16 protein-coding genes are annotated in these 20,537 nt (G+C 68.1%); 5 read left to right on the forward strand and 11 right to left on the reverse strand.

All coding sequences use genetic code 11. The features are described 5' to 3' along the window. Window positions 1–227 precede the first annotated feature (227 nt). Complete coding sequence (locus tag C560_RS0110830) at window positions 228–1,691, reverse strand: amino acid permease (protein WP_026538223.1); 1,464 nt, start codon at window positions 1,689–1,691, stop codon at window positions 228–230. A 142-nt stretch (window positions 1,692–1,833) separates the two neighbouring features. Here C560_RS0110830 and C560_RS21615 point away from each other — a divergent pair, with 142 nt between their 5' ends. From C560_RS21615 to C560_RS0110855, 5 genes are all read left to right on the forward strand, one after another. Continuing rightward, window positions 1,834–2,784: a LysR family transcriptional regulator gene (locus C560_RS21615; protein ID WP_043422937.1), complete on the forward strand. Its 951-nt coding sequence runs from the start codon at window positions 1,834–1,836 to the stop codon at window positions 2,782–2,784. 94 nt (window positions 2,785–2,878) lie between these two features. Beyond that, complete coding sequence (panD, locus tag C560_RS0110840; RefSeq protein ID WP_018774010.1) at window positions 2,879–3,307, forward strand: aspartate 1-decarboxylase; 429 nt, start codon at window positions 2,879–2,881, stop codon at window positions 3,305–3,307. A gap of 106 nt (window positions 3,308–3,413) precedes the next feature. Next, entirely contained in the window at window positions 3,414–4,340 is a 927-nt protein-coding gene (locus C560_RS0110845) for an AEC family transporter (RefSeq protein ID WP_026538224.1), read from the forward strand. 38 nt (window positions 4,341–4,378) lie between these two features. Beyond that, complete coding sequence (locus C560_RS0110850; protein ID WP_026538225.1) at window positions 4,379–5,509, forward strand: FAD-dependent oxidoreductase; 1,131 nt, start codon at window positions 4,379–4,381, stop codon at window positions 5,507–5,509. A gap of 83 nt (window positions 5,510–5,592) precedes the next feature. After that, the gene (locus C560_RS0110855) at window positions 5,593–6,723 is read left to right on the forward strand and encodes a GmrSD restriction endonuclease domain-containing protein (protein WP_026538226.1); all 1,131 of its coding nucleotides are present in this window, start codon (window positions 5,593–5,595) and stop codon (window positions 6,721–6,723) included. Between the two features lie 30 nt (window positions 6,724–6,753). Here C560_RS0110855 and C560_RS0110860 read toward each other — a convergent pair whose 3' ends face one another. The 10 genes from C560_RS0110860 to C560_RS21625 form a co-directional block, all read right to left on the reverse strand. After that, window positions 6,754–9,381, reverse strand: a complete 2,628-nt coding sequence (locus C560_RS0110860; RefSeq protein WP_018774006.1) for a trehalase-like domain-containing protein — start codon at window positions 9,379–9,381, stop codon at window positions 6,754–6,756. A gap of 222 nt (window positions 9,382–9,603) precedes the next feature. Further along, entirely contained in the window at window positions 9,604–10,668 is a 1,065-nt protein-coding gene (locus C560_RS0110865) for a hypothetical protein (RefSeq protein ID WP_026538227.1), read from the reverse strand. Window positions 10,669–10,763: 95 nt separating this feature from the next. Further along, complete coding sequence (locus C560_RS21620; RefSeq protein ID WP_081801676.1) at window positions 10,764–12,899, reverse strand: hypothetical protein; 2,136 nt, start codon at window positions 12,897–12,899, stop codon at window positions 10,764–10,766. Window positions 12,900–12,968: 69 nt separating this feature from the next. Further along, window positions 12,969–14,060, reverse strand: a complete 1,092-nt coding sequence (locus C560_RS0110875) for a glycoside hydrolase family 130 protein (RefSeq protein ID WP_026538228.1) — start codon at window positions 14,058–14,060, stop codon at window positions 12,969–12,971. A gap of 3 nt (window positions 14,061–14,063) precedes the next feature. After that, window positions 14,064–15,044 (reverse strand): carbohydrate ABC transporter permease, encoded by a 981-nt coding sequence (locus C560_RS0110880; RefSeq protein WP_081801677.1) that lies wholly within the window; start codon window positions 15,042–15,044, stop codon window positions 14,064–14,066. Between the two features lies 1 nt (window position 15,045). Further along, window positions 15,046–15,942, reverse strand: coding sequence for a carbohydrate ABC transporter permease (locus C560_RS0110885; RefSeq protein WP_051533107.1), 897 nt, complete (start codon window positions 15,940–15,942; stop codon window positions 15,046–15,048). 109 nt (window positions 15,943–16,051) lie between these two features. After that, the gene (locus C560_RS0110890) at window positions 16,052–17,353 is read right to left on the reverse strand and encodes an ABC transporter substrate-binding protein (RefSeq protein WP_026538231.1); all 1,302 of its coding nucleotides are present in this window, start codon (window positions 17,351–17,353) and stop codon (window positions 16,052–16,054) included. 147 nt (window positions 17,354–17,500) lie between these two features. Continuing rightward, window positions 17,501–18,517, reverse strand: coding sequence for a LacI family DNA-binding transcriptional regulator (locus C560_RS0110895; protein ID WP_026538232.1), 1,017 nt, complete (start codon window positions 18,515–18,517; stop codon window positions 17,501–17,503). A gap of 157 nt (window positions 18,518–18,674) precedes the next feature. Beyond that, window positions 18,675–20,006 carry a hypothetical protein gene (locus C560_RS0110900; protein ID WP_026538233.1) on the reverse strand — a complete coding sequence of 444 codons (1,332 nt, stop codon included), beginning with the start codon at window positions 20,004–20,006 and terminating at the stop codon, window positions 18,675–18,677. A 105-nt stretch (window positions 20,007–20,111) separates the two neighbouring features. Beyond that, on the reverse strand, window positions 20,112–20,429 hold the full coding sequence (locus C560_RS21625) for a hypothetical protein (protein WP_051533108.1): 318 nt from the start codon (window positions 20,427–20,429) through the stop codon (window positions 20,112–20,114). Window positions 20,430–20,537 lie beyond the last annotated feature (108 nt).

The raw sequence follows: 20,537 nt of genomic DNA on the forward strand, positions 1-20,537 counted from the left end.
AAAATGTGGACCTCTTAGGAAACAGTATGCGACCGGATTTTCATAAGATAAAGCGAAGTTTTCTGAGCAATACCGGTTAGAAAAACCGAAGCTTCGTTTTCCCGCCCGAACGTTCGGAAACCACCCCGGACCCTTAAAAACCCGTTGCGCTATCACTTCTGGGCCTTAAGGCCGGGGAAGACCCGGGAATGGGAGCCAGAAGTGATAGCGCAACGGGGGTGGGGTGGCTAGGTCAGGGGGCGGTGCATCTCCACGATCTCCTCGTGCCGCGGGCTGTCCGGGTTCATCAGCGAGTTCTTGCGGCCGTACGTGAAGTAAATGATCAGCCCGATCACGAGCCAGACGCCGAACCGCAGCCAGGTCTCCCAGTGCAGCTGGAACATCAGGAAGAGCGAGGCAAACACACCGAACGCCGGAACCAGGGGCATCAGCGGCAGGCGGAAGGTCCGCGGGGCGTCGGGCTTCTTGTAGCGGAACACGATCACCGACACACAGACCACGACGAACGCGGCCAGGATGCCGATGTTGGTCAGGTCCGCCACAGCCTTGATCGGGAGGATGCCGGCCAGGATCGCGGCCCCGAGGCCGGCGATCCAGGTTACGCGCTGCGGCGTACCGTGCCGGTCCGTCTTCGAGAACCAGCCGGGCAGCAGGCCGTCGCGGCTCATCGAGAACCAGACGCGGGTGACGCCGAGGAGGAAGGTCAGCATCACGGTGAGGATGGACAGCACGGCGAACACGGAGATGATCGTCGCGATCACCGGCAAGCCGACGCTGTTGAAGGCGGACGCGAAGCCGGCCTTGGGGTCGATTTCCGTGAAGTTCTGCATGCCGGTCAGCACCAGGGTGGCGGCGGCATAGAGCAGCATGGCGATGACCAGCGAGAGGATGATCGCCTTCGGCATGTGCTTCTTGCCGTCGGTGGCCTCCTCCGCCGCGGTACTCATGGCGTCGTAGCCGAACACCGCGAAGAACACCGTGGCGGAACCGGCCACTACCGGACCGAAGCCGCTGGGGAAGAACGGGTTGTAGTTGTTGGTGTTCACGTAGAAAACGCCCAGACCGATGATGAACAGGATCAGCAGCACCTTGATGCCGACGGCGATCAGCTCGAAGCGTCCAAAGGTCTTGGTGCCGCGGGAGAGGATCCAGGTCACCAGCAGGCAGACCAGGATCGCGGGAAGGTTGATGATTCCGCCCGTGCCCTCATCCGGCGTCGAGGTCATCCACGCGGGCATGTGGATGCCGATGCCGGAGAGGAAGGCATCGAAGTAGCCCGAGATGCCGATGGCCACCACAGCCACGATGGCGATGTACTCCAGCAGCAGGTCCCAGCCGATAAACCAGCCGATGATCTCGCCGAGGGCAACGTAGCCGTAGGTGTAGGCCGAGCCTGCCCGCGGGATCATGCCGGCGAACTCCGCGTAGGACAGCGCCGCGGCGGCGGATGCCAGGCCGGCGATCAGGAACGAGATGAGAACGGCCGGCCCGACGCCGGGCTCGGTCTCGCTGCCGTGGGCCACGAGGCCCGCCAAAGAGAAGATGCCGACGCCGATAATGCCGCCGACGCCGATGGCCGTCAGCTGCCAGAGCCCCAGGCTCTTGTGCAGTCCGCTGTGTTTGTTTTCTTCCTCGATGTCGTCGATGGGCTTGCGCCGCATGATCGACTGTGACAAATCCCTTGTAGCCATGAGGGCCTCCTGCTTAGGTGCGGTGCCCATCACTCCACCCTGTGATGGGGATTATCGAGTGAGAACAGTATGCAAGCCCGATTGCATTAGATAAAGTGAATTCTCTTAATGAATAACCGTCAGAATTCACAAAGGAATGGCGATGCTCGACGTCCGGCGTTTGCGGCTGTTGCGCGAACTGAAGATCCGGGGAACTTTGGCCGAAGTGGCGGAAGCGCTCCAGTACAGCCCGTCGTCAGTCTCGCAGCAGCTGGCGCTCCTTGAGAAAGAGGCCGGGGTGGAGCTCCTGCGCAAGACCGGGCGCCGGGTGCAGCTGACCCCGCAGGCCGAAGTCCTGGTGGCCCACACCTCCCAGCTTCTCGAGACCCTCGAGCAGGCGGAGGCGGATTTGGCCGCGTCGCTGACCACGGTCACCGGCACCGTGCGGATTGCGGTCTTCCAGTCCGCCGCGCTGGCGCTCATGCCGGACACCCTGACCAGGATGACCGCCAGCTACCCGGAAGTCCGGGTGGAAATGACCCAGCGGGAACCGGAGACGGCCCTTCACGAGACGTGGGCCCGCGACTTCGACCTCGTGATCGCCGAGCAGTACCCGGGCCATGCCGCCCCGCACTATGCCGAACTGGACCGGGTGGCCCTGACCCGCGACGCCATCCGGCTCGCCGTTCCGCCGCCCTCGCCCGAGCGTGAGCCCATCAGGACGCTGGCCGATACAGCGGGGCTGCCCTGGGTGATGGAACCGCGCGGGGCGGCCTCCCGGCACTGGGCCGAGCAGGCCTGCCGGAGCGCCGGGTTCGAGCCCGATGTCCGCTTTGAAACCGCCGACCTGCAGGCCCAGATCCGGCTGATCGAATCCGGTAATGCGGTGGCCCTGATGCCCGACCTCGTGTGGACCGGCCGCGGCACCAGCGCGCAGCTCCTGGACCTGCCCGGGGACCCGCACCGGACGGTGTTCACCTCGGTGCGGCGCTCTAGCGCCAGGCGGCCCGCACTGCTGGCGGCCCGGGAAATCCTGGCGGTGACGGCGGCATCCATCGTGCCGGCGGCGGCCGCCGGCGCTCTTGATCCGGCCCCCGCGGACCGGCCCGCGTGACTGCCGGTCTTGTGGGACGGCGCGCGTGACGGGCCTGCACCGTGTGCAGTGGGCCACAGCGCGGACGGTGGCCCCGCGTTAGACTGATGTCGTTATGAATCGCACAATATTCAAATCCAAGATCCACCGCGCGACGGTCACGCACGCGGACCTTCACTATGTCGGATCCGTCACCGTGGACCTGGATCTGCTGGAGGCGGCCGACATCCTGCCCGGGGAGCTCGTGGCGATTGTCGACGTCACGAACGGCGCCCGGCTCGAGACGTACACGATTGCCGGCGAGCGCGGTTCCGGCGTGATCGGCATCAACGGCGCCGCCGCCCACCTGATGCACGAGAACGACATCGTCATCCTCATCACCTACGCCCAGATGACCACGGAAGAGGCCAGGGCGTACAACCCCAAGGTGGTCCACGTTGACCAGGACAACAAGATTGTCCAGATCGGCAACGACCCCGCGGAGGGCATGACACCCGGCCTCATGCGTCCGCCGCACTCGCTGAACAACGCCACGCTCAACTAGTGGCAGCGCGCCGTCGGGCGTAATAGGACAGCCCGCGGAATAAAGCTGATTACTCTGGACGGGTGACCCTCACCCGCCGCCCGCCCGCCCCGCCGGGGAGAACCGCGTGCTAGGGGTACTGGCGGGATTCTTTGTCGTCTGGGTCATCATCCTGGTCGGCATGTTCGTGGGCCGGCGCAATATCCTGGGCGAGAACGCCCGCCCCGTCCTGAGCGCCCTGACGTTCTTTGTGGCCAGCCCCGCCCTGCTGTTCGAGACCCTCAGCAAGGCGAAGCTGCACGACGTCTTTGCCGCGCCGCTTCTCGTGACGGCCGTCGGGGCCGTGACGACGGCGGTCCTGTTCTTCGGCATAGTGCGCTTCGCGCTCAAGCGGTCCCTGCCGGAAGCCCTCATCTCCTCCATGAGCTCGTCGCTGGCCAACTCGGCCAACCTCGGCATTCCCATCGCCGTCTTCGTGCTCGGTGACGCCAGCTATGTGGCGCCCCTGCTGATTTTCCAGCTGGCCTTCTTCACCCCCTTGTTCCTCATGGCGCTGGACGCCACCACCAGCTCGCACCGCACCACGCCCCTGAGTTTCGTGCTCATGATCCTGCGCAACCCGATGATCGTGGGCACCGGACTAGGGCTTCTGGTGGCAGCAACCGGCTGGACGGTGCCGCCGCTGGTCCTGGAGCCCATCCACTTGATCGGCGGGGCCGCCATCCCTGCCATGCTGATCGCCTTCGGCATGAGCCTGAACGGTTCCAAGCCGCTGCAGGCGGCCGCCGGACGCCGGCTGGACGCCCTGCTGGCGAGCTTCTTCAAACTCGTGGTCCACCCGCTGGTGGCGTACTTGTTCGCCCACTTTGTCCTCGGCATGCAGGAGCAGGCGCTCTTTGCCGCCGTCGTCACCGCCGCCCTGCCCACCGCCCAGAACGTGTTTGTCGCGGCCAGCCGCTACCGCACCGGCGTCACGGTAGCAAGGGACACCGTGCTGATCACTACTGTGGTAGCTGTGCCCGCCATGATCGGTGTGGCCCTGCTGCTGGCCTGACCCGCCGGCGGACCGGCACCCAACCCGGAGGAGGACCCTTGAGAACAACCCTGGACACCGTGGTCATCGGCGGCGGCGCGATGGGCTCCGCCGCCGCGTGGGCGCTGGCCCGGCGCGGCCGGGACGTGACCCTGCTGGAGCAGTTCGGGCCCGGCCACCGCAACGGCGCCTCCCACGGCACCACCCGGAACTTCAACCCCGGCTACGCGGATCCGGACTACGTCGCCATGCTGGCCGAGGCGGCGCGGCTGTGGGGCGAGCTCGAAACGGACGCCGGCGAGCGCCTGCTGGCGCGCACCGGCCTCGTCAACCACGGCCCCGATCCGCGGCTGCCGGAGGTCCGGAACGCGCTGCTCGCCGCCGGGCTCCGGGCGGAGTTCCTCTCCGCCGAGGAAGCCGCCGAGCGCTGGCGGGGCATCCGGTTCGAGACGCGCGTGCTGCACATGGCGGACGGCGGCCAGTTGAACCCCGACGCCGCACTGCCGGCGCTGCAGCGCCTCGCCGCCGGGCTCGGCGCCGAGATCCGCCATCATGTGAAGGTCCTCGAGCTGAAAGTCCTCGACGACGGCGTGCGGCTCACGCTTGAGGCCGGCGGCCGCACCGAGGTCCTCGCCGCCAGGCGGGCGGTAGTCACCGCCGGCGGCTGGACCACGAAACTGCTGGCCGGAGTGGCGCCCCTGCCCCGGCTGACGGTCACGCAGGAACAACCCGCACACTTCGCCATCACGGACGGCGGAGCCCAGTGGCCGGGGTTCAACCACATGCCCGGCCACGGCGATGCGTACGGGTACTGGCGTTCGCCGGTTTACGGCATGCAAACGCCGGGCGAGGGGATCAAGGCCGGATGGCACGGGGTGGGCCCGGTGGTGGACCCGGACCGGCGGAGCTTCGCGGCGGAGCCCGAACAGCGGGCGGCTCTGCAGCGCTACGCCCGGGACTGGCTGCCCGGGGTCGACGCCGACTCGCTCACCGACATCAGCTGCACCTACACGACCACCGTGGATGAGAACTTTGTCCTGGACCGGATCGGCCCGGTTGTCATCGGCGCCGGCTTCTCCGGGCACGGATTCAAGTTCACGCCGGCCGTGGGCAGGATCCTGGCCGACCTCGCGACCGGCGACGGCGGAGCGCCGGCCATCTTCTCAGCCTCCCGGCCCGGGGTCCGCTGACTCCGCCGGAGCAAACGGTAGGCTGGGGCCGGTCTTAAGCGCCCCGCGGGTACCCGGGGCAACAGCATGAGGTGGGGGAAGAATTGCTCAGCACGCGATCAGGCAGCACCCGGTCCAGCGACATCCAGTCCAGCAGCGCCCAAACTACAGGTGCCCGCAGCCCGCGAATCGGCGCGGTTGACTGGGTCGTCCGCGGGGTGGCGGGCTTGCTGCTGGTGGCGACGTCGGCGTGCGCCGGCCCCGGGGCAGTCCCCCCGGCCGCCGGTACCGGCGTCCGGCCCGTCGTCACGGCTGCCCCCGCCACTGCGTCAGCCGGCACGGACGGCGCTCCGCTGGATCCGGACGCCACCCCCGGCGCCGGGGTTCCCGGCGCCGATGCGGCCGGTGTCGATGTTGCCGGCGCCGATGTTGCGGCCGCCGCGCCCCAGCAGCCGGCCCTTGCGGGCAAAGCCCTGACAGTACTGGCCACGCTGCCCGTCAAGGGCCGCGCCCCCAAGACGGGTTATTCCCGCGACCAGTTCGGCCCGGCCTGGTCCGACGTCGACCACAACGGCTGCGATACCCGCAATGACGTGCTCCGCCGCGACCTCACTTCCGTCGCGTTCCGGCCCGGGACACGGAACTGCGTGGTGCTCTCCGGCGTCCTGGCCGATCCCTACACGGCCGCCGCCATCCACTTCCTGCGCGGCAACGCCACCAGCGCCGCGGTCCAGATCGACCACGTCGTGGCCCTCAGCGACGCCTGGCAGAAGGGCGCCCAGCAGCTCAGCCCGGCACGGCGGCTGGCCTTCGCCAACGATCCGCTGAACCTGCTGGCGGTGGACGGTCCGGCCAACCAGGGCAAGAGCGACGGCGACGCCGCCACCTGGCTGCCGCCGAACAAGTCCTACCGCTGCGACTACGTCGCCCGCCAGATTTCGGTGAAATCCAGCTACGGGCTCTGGGTGACCCAGGCCGAGCACGACGCCATGGCCCGGGTCCTGGCGAGCTGCCCGGCCGCCCTCGCCCCCGCCAACCAGCCGGCAGCCGCCCCAGCACCTGCCCCGCGTCCCGCACCCGCGCCAGCACCCGCCCCTGCGCCTGCACCGGTGTCCGGGGTGGCTTACGCGAACTGCGCCGCGGTCCGTGCGGCCGGCGCGGCGCCCATCCACGTCGGCCAGCCGGGGTACAACCGCAGGCTGGACCGGGACGGGGACGGCGTCGGCTGCGAGTAGCGGCGGCCGGCCCGTCCTCGGGCCGGGTGGTCAGTTCTTCTGGTGCTCGTGCAGGAGCCGGGCGCAGCGGATAAAGCCCAGGTGCGAATAGGCCTGCGGATGGTTGCCCAGGTGGGTTTCCGTGCCGGGGTCGTATTCCTCGGGCAGCAGCCCGGTGGGACCGAACAGGTTCACCAGCTGGTCAAAGAGGTCCCAGGCCTCCTCAATCCGGCCGACGGCGATGTAGGCCTCGATCAGCCAGGTGGTGCAGATGTGGAAGCCGCCCTCCAGGCCCGGCAGGCCGTCGTCGTACCTGTAGCGGAAAACGGTGGGCCCCACCCGCAGTTCCCGTTCCACCGCCGTGACGGTGGCCAGGAATCGGGGGTCGTTGGCGTCCAGCAGGCCGGAGAGACCGATGTGCAGCACGGCTGCGTCCAGGTCCGGGCTGTCGTACGCCACGGTGTAGGAGGCCGCCGACTCGTCCCAGCCCTCGCGCAGGACTTCCTCCCGGATCCTCGCCGCCGTGGGTTCCCAGGCCGGCAGCGGTTCCCGGCCATGCCGGGCGGCCGTGCGCAGCGCCCGGTCGAGCGCCACCCAGCACATCACCTTCGTGTAGACATGGTGCCGCGGCGCCCGCCGGGCCTCCCAGATGCCGTGGTCAGCCTCGTGCCAGCGGGCCAGCACGGCCGCGGCCATCTGGACCAGCAGGTCCCAGTGGTCGTCGGAGAGCACGCCCTGGCGGGCGCTGAGGGCGTGGATCAGCTCGGCGATCGGGCCGAACACGTCCAGCTGCACCTGGTGGTCGGCGGCGTTCCCGATCCGCACCGGGCGGGACCCGGCGTAGCCGGGCAGGCTCTCGATGATGGCCTCGGTGGACAGCGGCGCCCCGGTCACTGAGTAGAGCGGATGGAGCCACTCCGGGCCCGGGGCGTGGGCCAGGATGCGGCCCAGCCAGGCCAGGAAGCCCTCGGCCTCCGCGGTGGATCCCAGGTCCACGAGCGCGTTGACGGTCATGGACCCGTCCCGCAGCCAGCAGTACCGGTAGTCCCAGTTGCGGGTGCCGCCGATTCCCTCCGGCAGTGAGGTGGTGGGCGCGGCCAGCACGGCGCCGGTGGGTTCGTGGACCAGGGCCCGGAGCACCAGCGCGGACCGGCGGACCAGCGACGGCTTCACGCCGGGCAGTTGCAGTTCGTGGACCCAGCGCCGGGAGTGATGGGCGACGGCGGCGCGGCGCCCGGTTTCATCCTCCGGCACCGCGGGCTGGGGTTCGGTGTCGCCGCAGCGCAGGTTGAGGACCACCGGCCCGTCCCGCAGGTCGACGTCGCCCGTGGCGGTGGCGTGCCGGCCGTCGGAGGTGATGGCAAAGGCAACGCCGGGCGCCTGGAGAATGATCGGATCCGCGGTTCCCACGACGTGCAGTTCGGTTCCGCGCGCCTCCATGCTGAACGGGGCATTCGCGTAGTCCGGCCGCGGGGCGAAGACAATCCGGGCCGTGCCGGTGCCGGACAGCACCCGGACCAGGCTGGTGATGCCGTCCGGGGCCGGCTCCAGATAGTCCGTCACGGTGACGTCGGCCCAGCGGGTTTCGACGATCATGGTGCTGTCCACGTAGCGCTGGCCCAGGACCTGCGAGGACTTCGCCGGTTCCACGGAGAAGTGCCCCGCCGCGTCGCCGCCGAGCAGATGGGCAAACAGCGACCCGCTGTCCGGCAGCGGGTGGCTCATCCAGCAGATCTTCGCGTCCGGCGTGATCAGGGCGGTGGACGAGCCGTTGCCGATCATGGAGTGCCGCTCCAGCCCCACGGCGTCCTCGCCGAAGAGCCACGCCCGCCGCAGTTCGAACAGGATCGCCAGGACGCGGGCGAACGACTCCGGGTCCCGGAGCGTGTGGGCTGCCACGCTGGGCCCCTCCCCCACGCGAAGCGCCATGTCCGGCCCGCGCAGCGTCGCCATGGCCAGCTCATCGCTGGAGGCGTCGCCGGCGTAGAGGGCGGCACTCACGCCGAGCATGGAGCGCAGGTGCTCCAGCGCGGAGGCCTTGGACGGCTCCACCACGGAGAGATCCAGCACCGAGCCGTCCACGACGAAGTGCAGCCCGTGCGCCCGGGCGATCTCCTCCGCCTTCAAGGTGGCCAGTGCGACGACGTCGGGGGCGGCCGGGCGGGTGTGCACCGACACGGCGACCGGTTTGCGCTCGATGCTGATGCCCCGGTAGGCGCCCACGGTTTCGGCGAGTGCCTGGCTGGCCTGCTGCAGCACTGATTCGGTGGCGAGGGACAGCCCGTGGGCGTAGCCCATGTCGAACTCCGCGCCGTGCGAGCCGACCAGGTGCACCTCCGCGGGGAGCCGAGAGACGGCGGCCAGATCCCGCAGCGACCGCCCGGAGATGACGGCGGCGTGGGTGTTCGGGAGGGCTGCCAGCGCCCGCAGCGCTATCGCCGCGCTGCCCAGCGGGAGGGTCTCGGTGGAAATGCCTTCTGCCGCGCACAGCGTGCCGCCGTAGTTGCAGGCCACGAGCAGCCCGGGGGTGCGGGCCAGGATCTTGAGTTCAGCGAGCAGTTGCGGCGTGAGCCCGTCGTCAGCCGCGTTGGTCTGCACGAAAGCGCGGAGCAGGCCCAGCGGGAGGGATTTGGTCAGAAGCGCAGAGTCGGCCAGGGCCTGGTTGAGCGGTGTGGGCATCGGCGCGGTCCTTCGAGTAGTCCCCAATGCCTGCATGAGAATCGTCCCCGGGAGGACGCCCTTCAAGTATCCTCCCGGGACGATTTCGCACGGGTGTCCCGGCAGTTGCAACTATGTAACATCCGCCGGGCCAGCACCGCGACCAACACCGGGCCAGCGCCGCGACCAATACGGGGCCGGCACCGCGGCCAACACCGGCCCGGCCCAGTGCGCCTTCGGAGGCTAGCTGGGGTCGGCGCGGTAGAAGTACATGTCCCTGGATCCCGAGGGCGCATCCCAGCCCTGTGCAAACATCCAGGTGCCGCCAAATTTCAGCAGCCCTCCCCACGCCAGCGACCCGCCCCGGTGGACGGCCTTCTGGGTGAAGGGCTGGTCGATGTCATACAGTGCCTGCGCGGCCGCGAATTGGCCCTCGGGGTCGGCATAGAAGAAGTCCAGGACCAGCTGGGGCCGCTCGCCGTCGCCGACGATTGCGCAGGCCACTTCGTGCAGTGAACCGCCCAGGGGTTCAAGGTCCAGGTAGTCCTGCGGCGCGAACGTCCAGTTCACCATGTCCGGGGACCGTCCGACGTGGGTAGTGCCCCCGCAGCCCTCCGACAGATACATCAGGTAGTCCCCGCCAATCTTGACGGCTTCGCCGTGGGCGTTTCGGGGGATGACGGCCCCCTTGGCCCAATACCGTGAAATCTCGTGCGGGACAGCCAGGCCGAGCTTTTCCCAATGGATCAGGTCATCGGACACCGCAACGTTGATGTCGCAGCCAACATCGCCCAGGGGATAGACCTCCGCATCCTGGCCGGCGTCCCCCGCGCCGCGCTCGATCGTCCAGATCCCGTTGTAGAACATGTAGTACCGGCCGTTGGCCAGGTACACCTTGGGGTCTTCGCAGCCGAGGATCTCGTTGTCCATGGTGGGGTAGATTGCCGGGTTGGAGGGGCTGTCCTGCCACCCGGTTTCGGGATCGAAGACCGCCACACCGATCCGGCTGGAGACCGATTCCTTGCGCGGGGAGGCGCGGTAGAAGAGGTAGAGCTTGCCGTCGCGCTCCATGATGGACGGGTTGTAGATCGAATCCGCGGTCCAGCCGATGCCGGTGGGGTCGTCCCAGTCCTGGACCTGCCGGAAGGAAAGCGAATCGTCCTTGCGGAACGGGCCCACAGCCCATTCGGGGTGCTCGGGGTACTCGGCGGAAAATTGATCGGTGGAGATGGTGTCCGTCAGCGGGTTGCTGAACTTGAGCGCTCCCTCGTAGCTTGTGAGCAGCGCTTCGGTGGTGATTTTCTGCATGTGGGCTCTTCCTGTCCTTGGATTGTGGTGCCGGGGCCGCAGGGACCAGGCCTCCTGGCGGCGGCGGTTCTTGGTTACTGGTTACTGGCTGCTTGCTACTGGTTGCGGACCAGGCTCACCCAGGTGAAGCCGCCCGGGGCCACACTGATACGGCCGGACTGAGCTGCCGCGTTCTGCTGGGGACCTGCGGTGACGGGCCGGCCGGAGGCATCAAAGGCCTGCTGGCTCCAATGGAACCCTGCGGGCAGGTTCACCCTCCGTTCGATGCGTTCCGGGGCCGCGCTGACGTAGAGCGTGGACTCGGCACGGGGGCCGGAGACCGAGACGGTGGAGAGCTGCGGCTGGACCAGCAAGGCGTCGAGGGCGACGTCACCGTCAGTGGTGCCGACGACGGCGGCCGCCGCAGCGCCCAGCGCGCGTTTCAGCGTGAACGGGAAGAGAATGCCTGGCGCATCGGTGATGCCCTGGGCGCCGGCCCCGCCGTTCCGGGTGCTGCCGAGCGGACCTTTGCCCGCACGCCAGCTGGTATTGCCGGAAGGGGCAATCCCCTGGTTGACGATCGGGTAGATATTGCGGGGTTCGTCGGCGGCCGGCAGCGGCAGGCTCAGGGAGGCCCCCGGCTTCAGGGCAACGTAGGCCCCGCCGGAGATGTTGGCCTCCCCGGTCCAGGCTGAGGCAGGCTTCACGACGGTGCCGTTGCCGGCGATGGCCCCGGATTCGGCCTCGACGACGCTCAGCCCGTGGGTTGAGACGGTGCGGGTGATGCCGAGGGCCTTGGCCTTCAGCTTCGGGTTGGCGTCCAGCGCCAGCATGGTCAGCAGGGCATGGATGGTGGATTCGGCGCCGGAGTTCGGATTCACCCGGCCGTCGGGCTCGATCCCGTCGATCGCCGTGCCGGCGGCGGGGTTGTAGGCGGGTGCGCCGCTGGAGTTGGCGCCGAAGAACCAGCCGGCCGCAACGGCGGCGAGCTCCAGCAGGCCCGGGGCGTTGGCGGCCTTCGCGGTCGCGACGAGGCCCTGGACGCGCGAGTCCACGCCGTAGGCGATCTGTGCCTCGCCGGGCGTGGGGCTCCAGGCGTTGTCCGGCCCGCCCGCGGCGAGGAGCTGCGGGGTGAACTGGGCGGAATCCTTCACGGCAGCGTCGAGCAGCCCGGGCTTGTTCAGCACGGTAGAGGCGGTGGCGGCGGCGGCCGGAGCCAGGCCGCCCCAGGCATGCCAGAGCGTGCGGGACTTGTTCCACGGCAGGATCGCGCCGAAGGGCCATTCGGTGCCGGAACCCGACGACATCGCGGCGACGCCCTCGCTCAACCGGGTGAGCGCCTGGGTGGCCACTCCGTCGCCGGGGGCGGCCTTGACGTAGGCGGCGAGCCCGAGCACGGCCTCCGCAGAGGCGTCTGCGCCGCCGGAGATCAGCCAGGCCGGGACCTTGACGCCGTCGGCCGTGTCATAGGTGCCGTATTTGGCGAGGGACTGCTTGTTCAGCGAGCCCAGGGCCAACTGCAGGCGCTGCTGCAGGAACGATGCGAAGGCCGGGTCGGCGCCGGCGAAGGCGGCGTAGCCTTCGCCGAGGGCCCAGACGGTGCGTGCCAGCCAGTAGGACTCTGCCGAATCGGAGGGGTCCGGCAGTTCCACGGGCTTGGCGCTCGGCGTGAGCGTTCCGTCGGCCTGCTGCCAGAGGACCACGTTGCCGGCGTTCGGACCGGACGTGGTCTGCAGGTAGGTCAGGGAGCGCAGGGTCTGGAAGGCGCGTTCCCTGCTGGCCGGGTCACCGGTCTGCTGCCAGTGGCGCAGGTAGACGACGGCGGTCCGGGCGATGTCGTCGGCGTTGTAGGCGCCCTGGCTCCAGTGGCCGGTGGCGGGATCCAGGTCTCCGCCGCCGATCCGGCTGTAGCTGCCGTCCGCCTTCTTGTCCGCGTAGGTCCACGGGGCCTGGGCCGAGGGCATCCGGTCCAGCTGGTAGGTGCTGTGCCCCTCCACCGGGCTGAGCGGCACGGTGTCCAGCAGGAAGTTCAGGTGGCTGAGGTTGGTCAGGGGCGCCGCGGCGGTCCTCTGAACGACGGTCCCCTGGCCGGCGGTCCCCGGAACGGCGGTCCGCTGCGGGACCGCCGCCGTCCCCGGGGCGGGTGCCGCGCTGGCGGCACCCGCCCCGAGCAGGACCAGGAGCATCGATGCGGACACGGTGGCGGCCGTGAATCGATTTCTTAGTTTCGAGCGGACATTGTTGTTCGTCATCGGTGGCTCCTGGCTGACTGGTTGGCTGGGCTGTCGAACTGCGGGACGGCGGGGCTGGCTGGGGAGGCGCTAGTTGGCGGGAATCCGGTCCAGCTTGGCGACGCCGATCTTCGAATCAGCCATGCCGTAGAAGACGAACAGCTGCTCGCCGATCTTCTCGATCGCGGTCGGGAAGACGACGTTGGGCACGATTCCGGACATCTCGTCTTCGGTTTCGGGGGCCAGGAGCGGCTTGTCGCTGCGGGCGATCACCTTGGCGGGGTCATCGGCGTCGAGGATCATCGCGGCGGCGGTGTAGTTGACGTTCTGCTGGTGGTCGAACGCGGACTTCTCCAGCGCGCCGGAGACGCCATGGTGGATCAGCAGCCAGCCCTCCTCGACGCGGATCGGGGCGGGGCCGCCGCCGATTTTCAGTTCCTCGAACGGGAACTCGCTCAGGGCGACGAGCCGGTGCTTGGCCATGTGGACGAGGTTGCGAATGTCCGCCTCGACGTCCGCGACCGGTGCGTAGGAGATCCAGATGCCGGGACGGTTGTCGGTGACGCCGGCCGGCAGGTGCTCGCCCTCGCCCTCGCGGATCCAGCCGAGGTCCCACATCGGACGGTGCAGCATCGCGTAGGAGGGCACGCCGTCGGGGTCGTTGACGGGCTCCGGGAAGAACACTGCGTCCTTGTTCGGGAAGAGGTTCAGGTCCATCGACAGGTCGGCCTGGTAGCCGAAGAGGCACGGGCCCAGGCGTTCCCAGTTGCGCAGGTCCTCGGAGTAGGCGAAGGCCAGGCGCGGACCCAGCGGGCCGTAGGCGACGTAGGTCATCAGGTGCTTGCCGAGGGCGGGGACCCAGGTGGTGCGGGGGTCCTCGGTGCCGGCGTTGTTCAGCCCGCGTTCCCAGCCCTCATCGGGGGCCAGGACGATGCCCTGGCGTTCGACGCCGGTGGGGACGCCGTCTTCGATGACGACCTTGGCCAGTCCCACCCGGGAGACGTTGCCCTTGGCGACCAGGCGCGGCAGCAGGTACAGCTCGCCGTCGGGGCCGCGGCCGCTGGCCGGGTTGAGCACACCTTCGGCCTCGAATTCGTTGCCCGGTTCCGGAGTCATGATGACGCCGGCGCGGGTGAGGGTGAAGGGGACGGTGGGCAGTGCGGAAGTGTGGGGGGAGGTCATGGATTAACCCTTTACGCTGGAGCCGATATTGGTGGAAATGAACTGACGCTGGAAGAAGATGAAGAGTGCGACGGCGGGTGCCGCGAGGACGCAGGCGCCTGCCAGAATGGCGCCGAACGGGTTGGACGCCGTGGCGGAGATGTTGGAGATGTAGTTCGCAAGGGAGACGGCGAGCGGCTGGATGGACTGGTCCTTGGTCACCAGGAACGGCCAGAGGAACTCGTTCCACGGCCCGATGAACGTCAGCAGGACCGCCGTGACAATCGCGGGCTTCACCAGCGGGATGGCGATCTGCCACAGGATCCGCAGTTCGGAGGCGCCGTCGATCCTGGCCGCCTCGAAGAGGGTGGAGGGCAGCTGCATGAAGTACTGGCGGAAGACGAACACGGCAGTGGAGTTGATCGCGAAGGGCAGGATCATGCCCAGGTACGTGTCCGCCAGGCCGTAGTCGCGCACGATCATCACGTAGAGCGGGATGAGCAACAGCTGGAACGGGATCATCTGCACCAGCAGCATCATCCCGAATACCAGCCCCTTGCCGCGGAACTGCATCTGCGCCAGGGCGTACCCCACCAGCAGGCCGAAGACCACGGTGAAGAAGATGACGCCGCCGGTGAAGATGCCCGAATTGACCAGGCCCTTGAGCAGGTTGATGGAGTTGTTGATGTTCGCGTAGTTCTCGCCGGTGATGTTCGCCGGATTGGGGAACGCCCCCGCCACCGAGGTGTCCGGTGAGGTCTGCAGCGAGCCGATGAACATGTAGTAGAACGGGAAGAGGAAGACGAACGCGCCCAGCGCGAGGAGCACGAAACTGCCGAGGCCGAGGCTCCTGCGCTTCTCCACGCCGGAGGCCCCCGCACCCTGCTTGGCCCCCGGCTTGACGGGGCGACCGCCCGGGCGGCGGCCGCCGTCGTTGTTGCTGTTGCTGCTGCTTGTCCCGTCGTTCTCATCGTTGGGCGCGGCTGCCTTGTTGAGAATTGACATGTCAGTCCTCCTTCCCGCCCACGAGGCGTTTCTGGATCAGGGCAATCAGCAGCACGCCGATCACCAGCACCACACCGAGTGCGGCGGCCAGATCGGGGTTCCCCTGCAGGATGCCCATCTGGTACATCAGGAACACCGGGGAGGTGGAGGCGCCGTCCGGGCCGCCGCCGCCGGTGAGCAGGTACGGTTCCGTGAACAGGTTGGCGCCGGTGATGGTGGCCAGCAGGGTCACCAGCACGCTGGCCGAGCGGACGCCGGGGACGGTGATGTTCCAGAACTGCACCCACTTGCTGCCGCCGTCCACCGCGGCGGATTCGTAGAGCTCCTCCGGGATGTTCTGCAGCGCGGCCAGGTACAGCAGGATGAAGAACCCGAGCTGCTTCCAGGTCACGAACAGGGCCACGGTTGGCATCGCGAGCCAGGAGTTCACGAGCCACGAGGGGTTCGGGGCCAGTGGCCCCAGGACCGAGTTGACCAGGCCGTTTTGCTGGAACAGGAACAGCCAGACGCCGACGACGGCGACGCTCGCCGTGACGTACGGGACGTAGTAGCTGACCCGGAAGAACGTCTTGAGCTTGGTCACGCGGTTCAGGGCGTTGGCCAGGACCAGGGACAGGCCCACAGTCAGCGGCACGTTGATGACGAGGAAGATTCCGATGTTGGCGAAGGAACGTTGCACGGCCGGGTCGGTCAGGACGGTGATGTAGTTCTCCAGCCCCACGAAGGGCCGGTCGACTTTGACCTTCGGCGCGGTGAAGAAATAGTCGTGGAAGGAAATGTAGACGGCGTAGCCAAGCGGGAACGCCAGCACGCCCAGGATGTAGATGACGTAGGGGGCACTGAACAGCAGGCCCAAGGGCTGGCGGCCCAGGAAGTTCTTGTGCTTCCTGGCCGCCATCCGCCGGTCCCCCGGCCTCCGGCCCCCTGCCTGGGGGGTGCTCTCGCCAGCAGTTTGGCCGGAGGCCCCGCCGCCGTCAGCTGAGCGAAGTGACATGGAGATTCACCCGCTACTTCTGCGCAGCCAGTTGGTTGATCTTCTCGGCGGAACCCTTGAACGCGGCGTCGACGCTTTCGTTGCCGAAGATCACGGCCTTGGCGTAGGCGGTGCGGAAGGTCTGCCAGATCTCAACCGAGTTGGGTACATTGGGCACCTCCACGGTGCGGCCGGCCTGCTCCGCGAACTGCTTGTAAAGCGGGTTCTTGGCGAAGTAGTCCGCGTAGGCGGTCGGGAGGTCCTTGCGCATCGGCATCTGGCCGGTGTCGGCGAGGAGCTGGCCGTCCTGTTCCTTGCTGGTGGCGAACTTCATGACTTCCCAGGCCGTGCCCTGGTTTTCGCAGGCGGAGTACATGGCGACGTTCTTCGCGTCCGAGAACGTGGAGCCTTCAGCCTGCGCCTGCGCGGCCGGGACCGGCACGGCACCCCAGTTGACCTTGTCCTTGTAGGCGGCGATGGCCCACGGCCCGGCCAGCGACATGGCGGCCTTGCCCTCGGCGAAGGAGTCGCCCTGGTAGACCTCCTTCGAGGCCAGGTTTTCCTTGTACAGGGTCTCGAACATGGTGGCGACCTGCTTGCCCTGGTCGCTGTCGAAGGTGGCCTTGCCGTCCTTGACCAGCGGCGCGCCCCCTGAGTTGGCGGCGTAGAAGGGGTAGAAGTCGAACCAGGACTGGAAGAAGTCGCTGGCGGGGGACGGCCAGACGGCGTTGGCCGCGGCTCCGGACTTCACCAGCGTGCGGGCCGTGTCCAGGAATTCGGCCTGCGTGCCGAGCTTGGGGTTCTCGGCGTCCAGGCCGGCCTTCTTGAACAGGTCCTTGTTGTAGAAGAGGACCACGGGGTTGGACTTCCAGGGCAGCTGGTACATCTTGCCGTCGCCGGACTTGTACTGATCGGCGAGGTCGCCGGTGCGGTCCTTAATGTACTGGGCGCCGTCGGGGAAGGAATCCAGCGGGACGAGTCCGCCCTGCTTCTGGAACTGCGGAACGGCGACGGGTGCGGTGTTGAAGACCAGGCAGGGGGCGTTTCCGGCGGTGATGGCCGCGCCGATGACTTCCTCGGAGCTCTTGCCGGCCGGGATTTCCTGGGCATCGATCTTCTGGTCCGGGTGTGCGGAGTTCCACGATGCAACCATGGCCTTGCCCCACTTGACCTCGAACTCGTTGTTCGAATACCAGATCTTGATGGGGCCCTTGGCGGTCGTTGCCGACTCGGCGGTGCCGCCGCTGGCGCCGCCGCCGCAGCCGGCCAGGCCCGCTCCCATGATGGTCAGTGCGGCCACGGACAATACTCGCGTGGCAGTTGAAAAGCGCTTCATTGCGTCTCCTTGGGAGGGTTTTTCTGACGGTGCGTGCCAGGGTTAGGTGTTCAGGGTTGGGTGTTCAGGGTTGCGTGTTCAGGGTTTGGTTTTCAGGCAGGAAGAGTGCGAGGGGCCGCGGGGGATTTCCGTCCGGCGGACCGCCGGTCAGTCTGGGGCCGGTCCGGTGGAGGCCCTGACCACCAGGCGCGGTGCCGGGAGGAAGGTGTCCTCGCCGGGGCGGGCCCCGGCGAGCTGGTTCAGGAGGAGCTGGGCTGCGACCCGCCCCCAGAGCATGGGGTCGGTGGCCAGGGTGGTGAGCGGCGGGTTCAAGTACTGGGTGAATTCCGCGTTGTCATAGCCGGTGACGGAAAGGTCTCCCGGGACGCTGAGGCCGAGGGACTGCGCGTAGGACTGCCCGGCGGTGGCCATGAGGTCGTTGGCGTACACGATGGCCGTGGGCCGGTCCGTCCGGCGGAGCAGTTCTGCGGTGGCGGCCACTCCGCCCGCGGCCGTGAAGTCGGCGGCGGCAAAGTGGTCCGCGGGGAGCCCGGCAGCGGCCAGCGCATCCTCCCAGGCCCGGCGGCGGCTCCGTCCGTGGATGTATTCCTGCCCGCCGCCCACATGGGCGATCCGGCGGTGGCCCAGGGCCACCAGATGTTCCACCGCCGCGACGATGCCGGCCGACTCGTCCACGGAGACCGCGGGAAACGGGGAGCCGGCGCCCGGCCGGTTCAGGGTGACCGCCGGCAACTTGAGCTCCAGCAGGAGCGGGATGCGGGAGTCGTTGTGCCGGACATCGGTGAGGATCACGCCGTCGACCCTGCCGTTGTCCACCAGCTTGCGGTAGCAGCGTTCCTCGGCGCCCGGCGCCGTGGCGACGCTCAGGACCAGGGTGTAGTCGTGCTCGGCGAGCGCGGTCTCGATCCCGGCGATGAACGCCGGGAAGAACGGGTCCGTTCCCAGCAGGGACGGGTCCCGGGCCACCACGAGGCCCAGCGCGTAGGCCTTGGCGGAGGAGAGCCCTTTCGCCCGGAGGCTCGGCTTCCAGCCGAGGTCTTTGGCCACCCTGAGGATGCGGTCCCGGGTGTCCGGGCTGACCCCGGGCAGGCCGTTGAGGGCGTAGGACACGGCACCCTTGCTGACGCCGGCCGCGTGGGCGACGTCGCTGATGGTGACTGCCATGGAGCCGTTCCCTTCGGATGGGGTCCTGAGGCAGCTTCCTGCACTGAACCGGTTAAGTGATGTGTCCTACTAAACCGGTTCAGTTGCGGCTTGTCAAGGACGGTTCCCGCGCAGTTCCCGCCCGGCGGCGGGGCAGCACCTGCCACGCCACAGCGTTTCAGCAGTTGGCCGGCCTGTATTCGTAGGTCCCGGCATCGGCCGCGCCACCGCCCTGGCAGTCGCCCTTTTGGTTGGCCGGCCGCCCGTCCAGATCCATGGGGAAGGGGCTGATCCCGGCCCGGTCAATGGCCGGGCTCGCGCCGGAGAGGCGGAGATCGGCGGGCGCGTTCACAAAGTCGGCCGGCTCGGTGGTGGAGGTCGCGCTGGGAACGATGTTCGTGGGGCCGTTGAGGACGTTTTCCTGTTCGGTCCAGCCAGTGCCGTCCATCCACAGCGCATTCCGGGCGGCCACCAGGATGTTCCCCTTGACGACCGTGGAGGCAGGGCACGACGCGTGGCAGACCAGAGCCTGGGAGTCCGGCCCGTCCAGCCACACGGTGTTGTATTCGAACGTGGTGCCGTTGGTCGGACCGAAGGACGACGTCCTGCCTCGCGCGATCAGCCCCGTGGCCTGGGAGCAGTTGGGGCCGCAGGTGGCCCGGACCAGGTTGTAGCTGAACGTGTTGCCGTCGGCAGTTCCGCCCTTCCCGCGCCCCAGCTCGGAGAAGACGTTGTTATCCACGGCCACGTTGTGGTGGATCCTGTTCCGGTTGCCGTTGAAAATTTCAAACGCGCCGCCGTCGTGGCCAAAGTCGTAGGACACCGCGGTGGAGCCGGTGACGGTGTTGCCGGTGAACTCGTTGTCGTTGCCGTTGATCAGGAAGCCAAACGCGCCCGAGTCGTCGTCGCACTTCAGGGACGTCGCGGTGCCGCACAGTTCCCCCGGCGTATTGACGTTCATGATGTTGTTGTCGGCCAGCGTGTTGTTGGCATAGGTGCCGAAGTCGGAGCCCTCGCTCACCTTGATGCCGGCGGCATTGTTCCTGGCGGCGGAGTTCCGCACGGAGCCGTGGTCGCCATAGACGCTGAAGCCTGCATAGCCGCACGACTCCGCCCGCAGGCCGTCCACGGTGATGTAGTCGCCGTCGAGCCTGACGCACGTACCTGTCAGCCCGCCCGTGATGGTGGGCGGATCGCCGTTTCCGTAGGCATTCAGGGTGACCTTGAGCCGGCTGGTGCCGCTCTGGCCGACCACAAGACCGCCGGAGAAGATGTCTCCGCGGCGAAAGCTGACCGAGTCCCCGGGCCGCAGCGCGGTGGCGCTGACCTTGTCGAGCGTCGCCCACGCCGATTGCGGCGACGTCCCGTCGCTGAGGTCGCTGCCGTCGGCGCTCACGTAATACGTGGCGCCCTCGGACGACGCCGGCGCGGACGCGGACGGGCCGCCGAGCAGTCCTCCCAGGAACAGCAGGACGAGCAGCGTGGCGGCGGCTGTGGACTTGATCTTCATGGGTGCACCTGGGTTTTCGCCATGTATCCGCGGTTCCGGGCGCCACCGCCAACCGGCGGACCGCATCGGCACCCTGAGGGGCTTAACGCTAAGAGCGACCCCGCCCTAAGTCAACGGAGACCTCCGGGCAAGCGCCCCCGACGCTTCCATGTCTGTCAAGCGGCTGGAAACGGGCGCCGGGCGCGGTGGCGGGGCGGCGTGGAGCGCGCACCACGCCCACCGCTCGACGCGCCGATACGGCACCAGAACGATTAGCGCGCCGAAAAGACCGAGTCCGGCCGAGGCGAGACCGTTCGCACGATATAAGGCAGCGTCCCCACCCATCGGACCGACCGCGACCACCACACCAAACACGAGAATGGCCAGGTTAACGGCGGCGAGGCAGATCCAGCCGATCTGCACCGTCAGCTTCATCGCGAGCACGACGCCGCCTTACACCGCAAGGGATTCGTCGACTACAGGAGCATCGGCAAGACTCACAGATGTTCTTTTTTGCTACTTGACGTTCTTTATTGTGCGATTATGATAGCT

The sequence above is a fragment of the Arthrobacter sp. 9MFCol3.1 genome, from assembly GCF_000620385.1.
Classification (GTDB): domain Bacteria; phylum Actinomycetota; class Actinomycetes; order Actinomycetales; family Micrococcaceae; genus Arthrobacter.

Bases quoted from the DNA above. Each gene is read 5' to 3' on its own strand.
- C560_RS0110830 (WP_026538223.1), bottom strand. From the start codon at position 1,691: ATGGCTACAAGGGATTTGTCACAGTCGATCATGCGGCGCAAGCCCATC.
- C560_RS21615 (WP_043422937.1), top strand. From the start codon at position 1,834: ATGCTCGACGTCCGGCGTTTGCGGCTGTTGCGCGAACTGAAGATCCGG.
- panD (WP_018774010.1), top strand. From the start codon at position 2,879: ATGAATCGCACAATATTCAAATCCAAGATCCACCGCGCGACGGTCACG.
- C560_RS0110860 (WP_018774006.1), bottom strand. From the start codon at position 9,381: ATGCCCACACCGCTCAACCAGGCCCTGGCCGACTCTGCGCTTCTGACC.
- C560_RS0110865 (WP_026538227.1), bottom strand. From the start codon at position 10,668: ATGCAGAAAATCACCACCGAAGCGCTGCTCACAAGCTACGAGGGAGCG.
- C560_RS21620 (WP_081801676.1), bottom strand. From the start codon at position 12,899: ATGACGAACAACAATGTCCGCTCGAAACTAAGAAATCGATTCACGGCC.
- C560_RS0110875 (WP_026538228.1), bottom strand. From the start codon at position 14,060: ATGACCTCCCCCCACACTTCCGCACTGCCCACCGTCCCCTTCACCCTC.
- C560_RS0110880 (WP_081801677.1), bottom strand. From the start codon at position 15,044: ATGTCAATTCTCAACAAGGCAGCCGCGCCCAACGATGAGAACGACGGG.
- C560_RS0110885 (WP_051533107.1), bottom strand. From the start codon at position 15,942: ATGGCGGCCAGGAAGCACAAGAACTTCCTGGGCCGCCAGCCCTTGGGC.
- C560_RS0110890 (WP_026538231.1), bottom strand. From the start codon at position 17,353: ATGAAGCGCTTTTCAACTGCCACGCGAGTATTGTCCGTGGCCGCACTG.
- C560_RS0110895 (WP_026538232.1), bottom strand. From the start codon at position 18,517: ATGGCAGTCACCATCAGCGACGTCGCCCACGCGGCCGGCGTCAGCAAG.
- C560_RS0110900 (WP_026538233.1), bottom strand. From the start codon at position 20,006: ATGAAGATCAAGTCCACAGCCGCCGCCACGCTGCTCGTCCTGCTGTTC.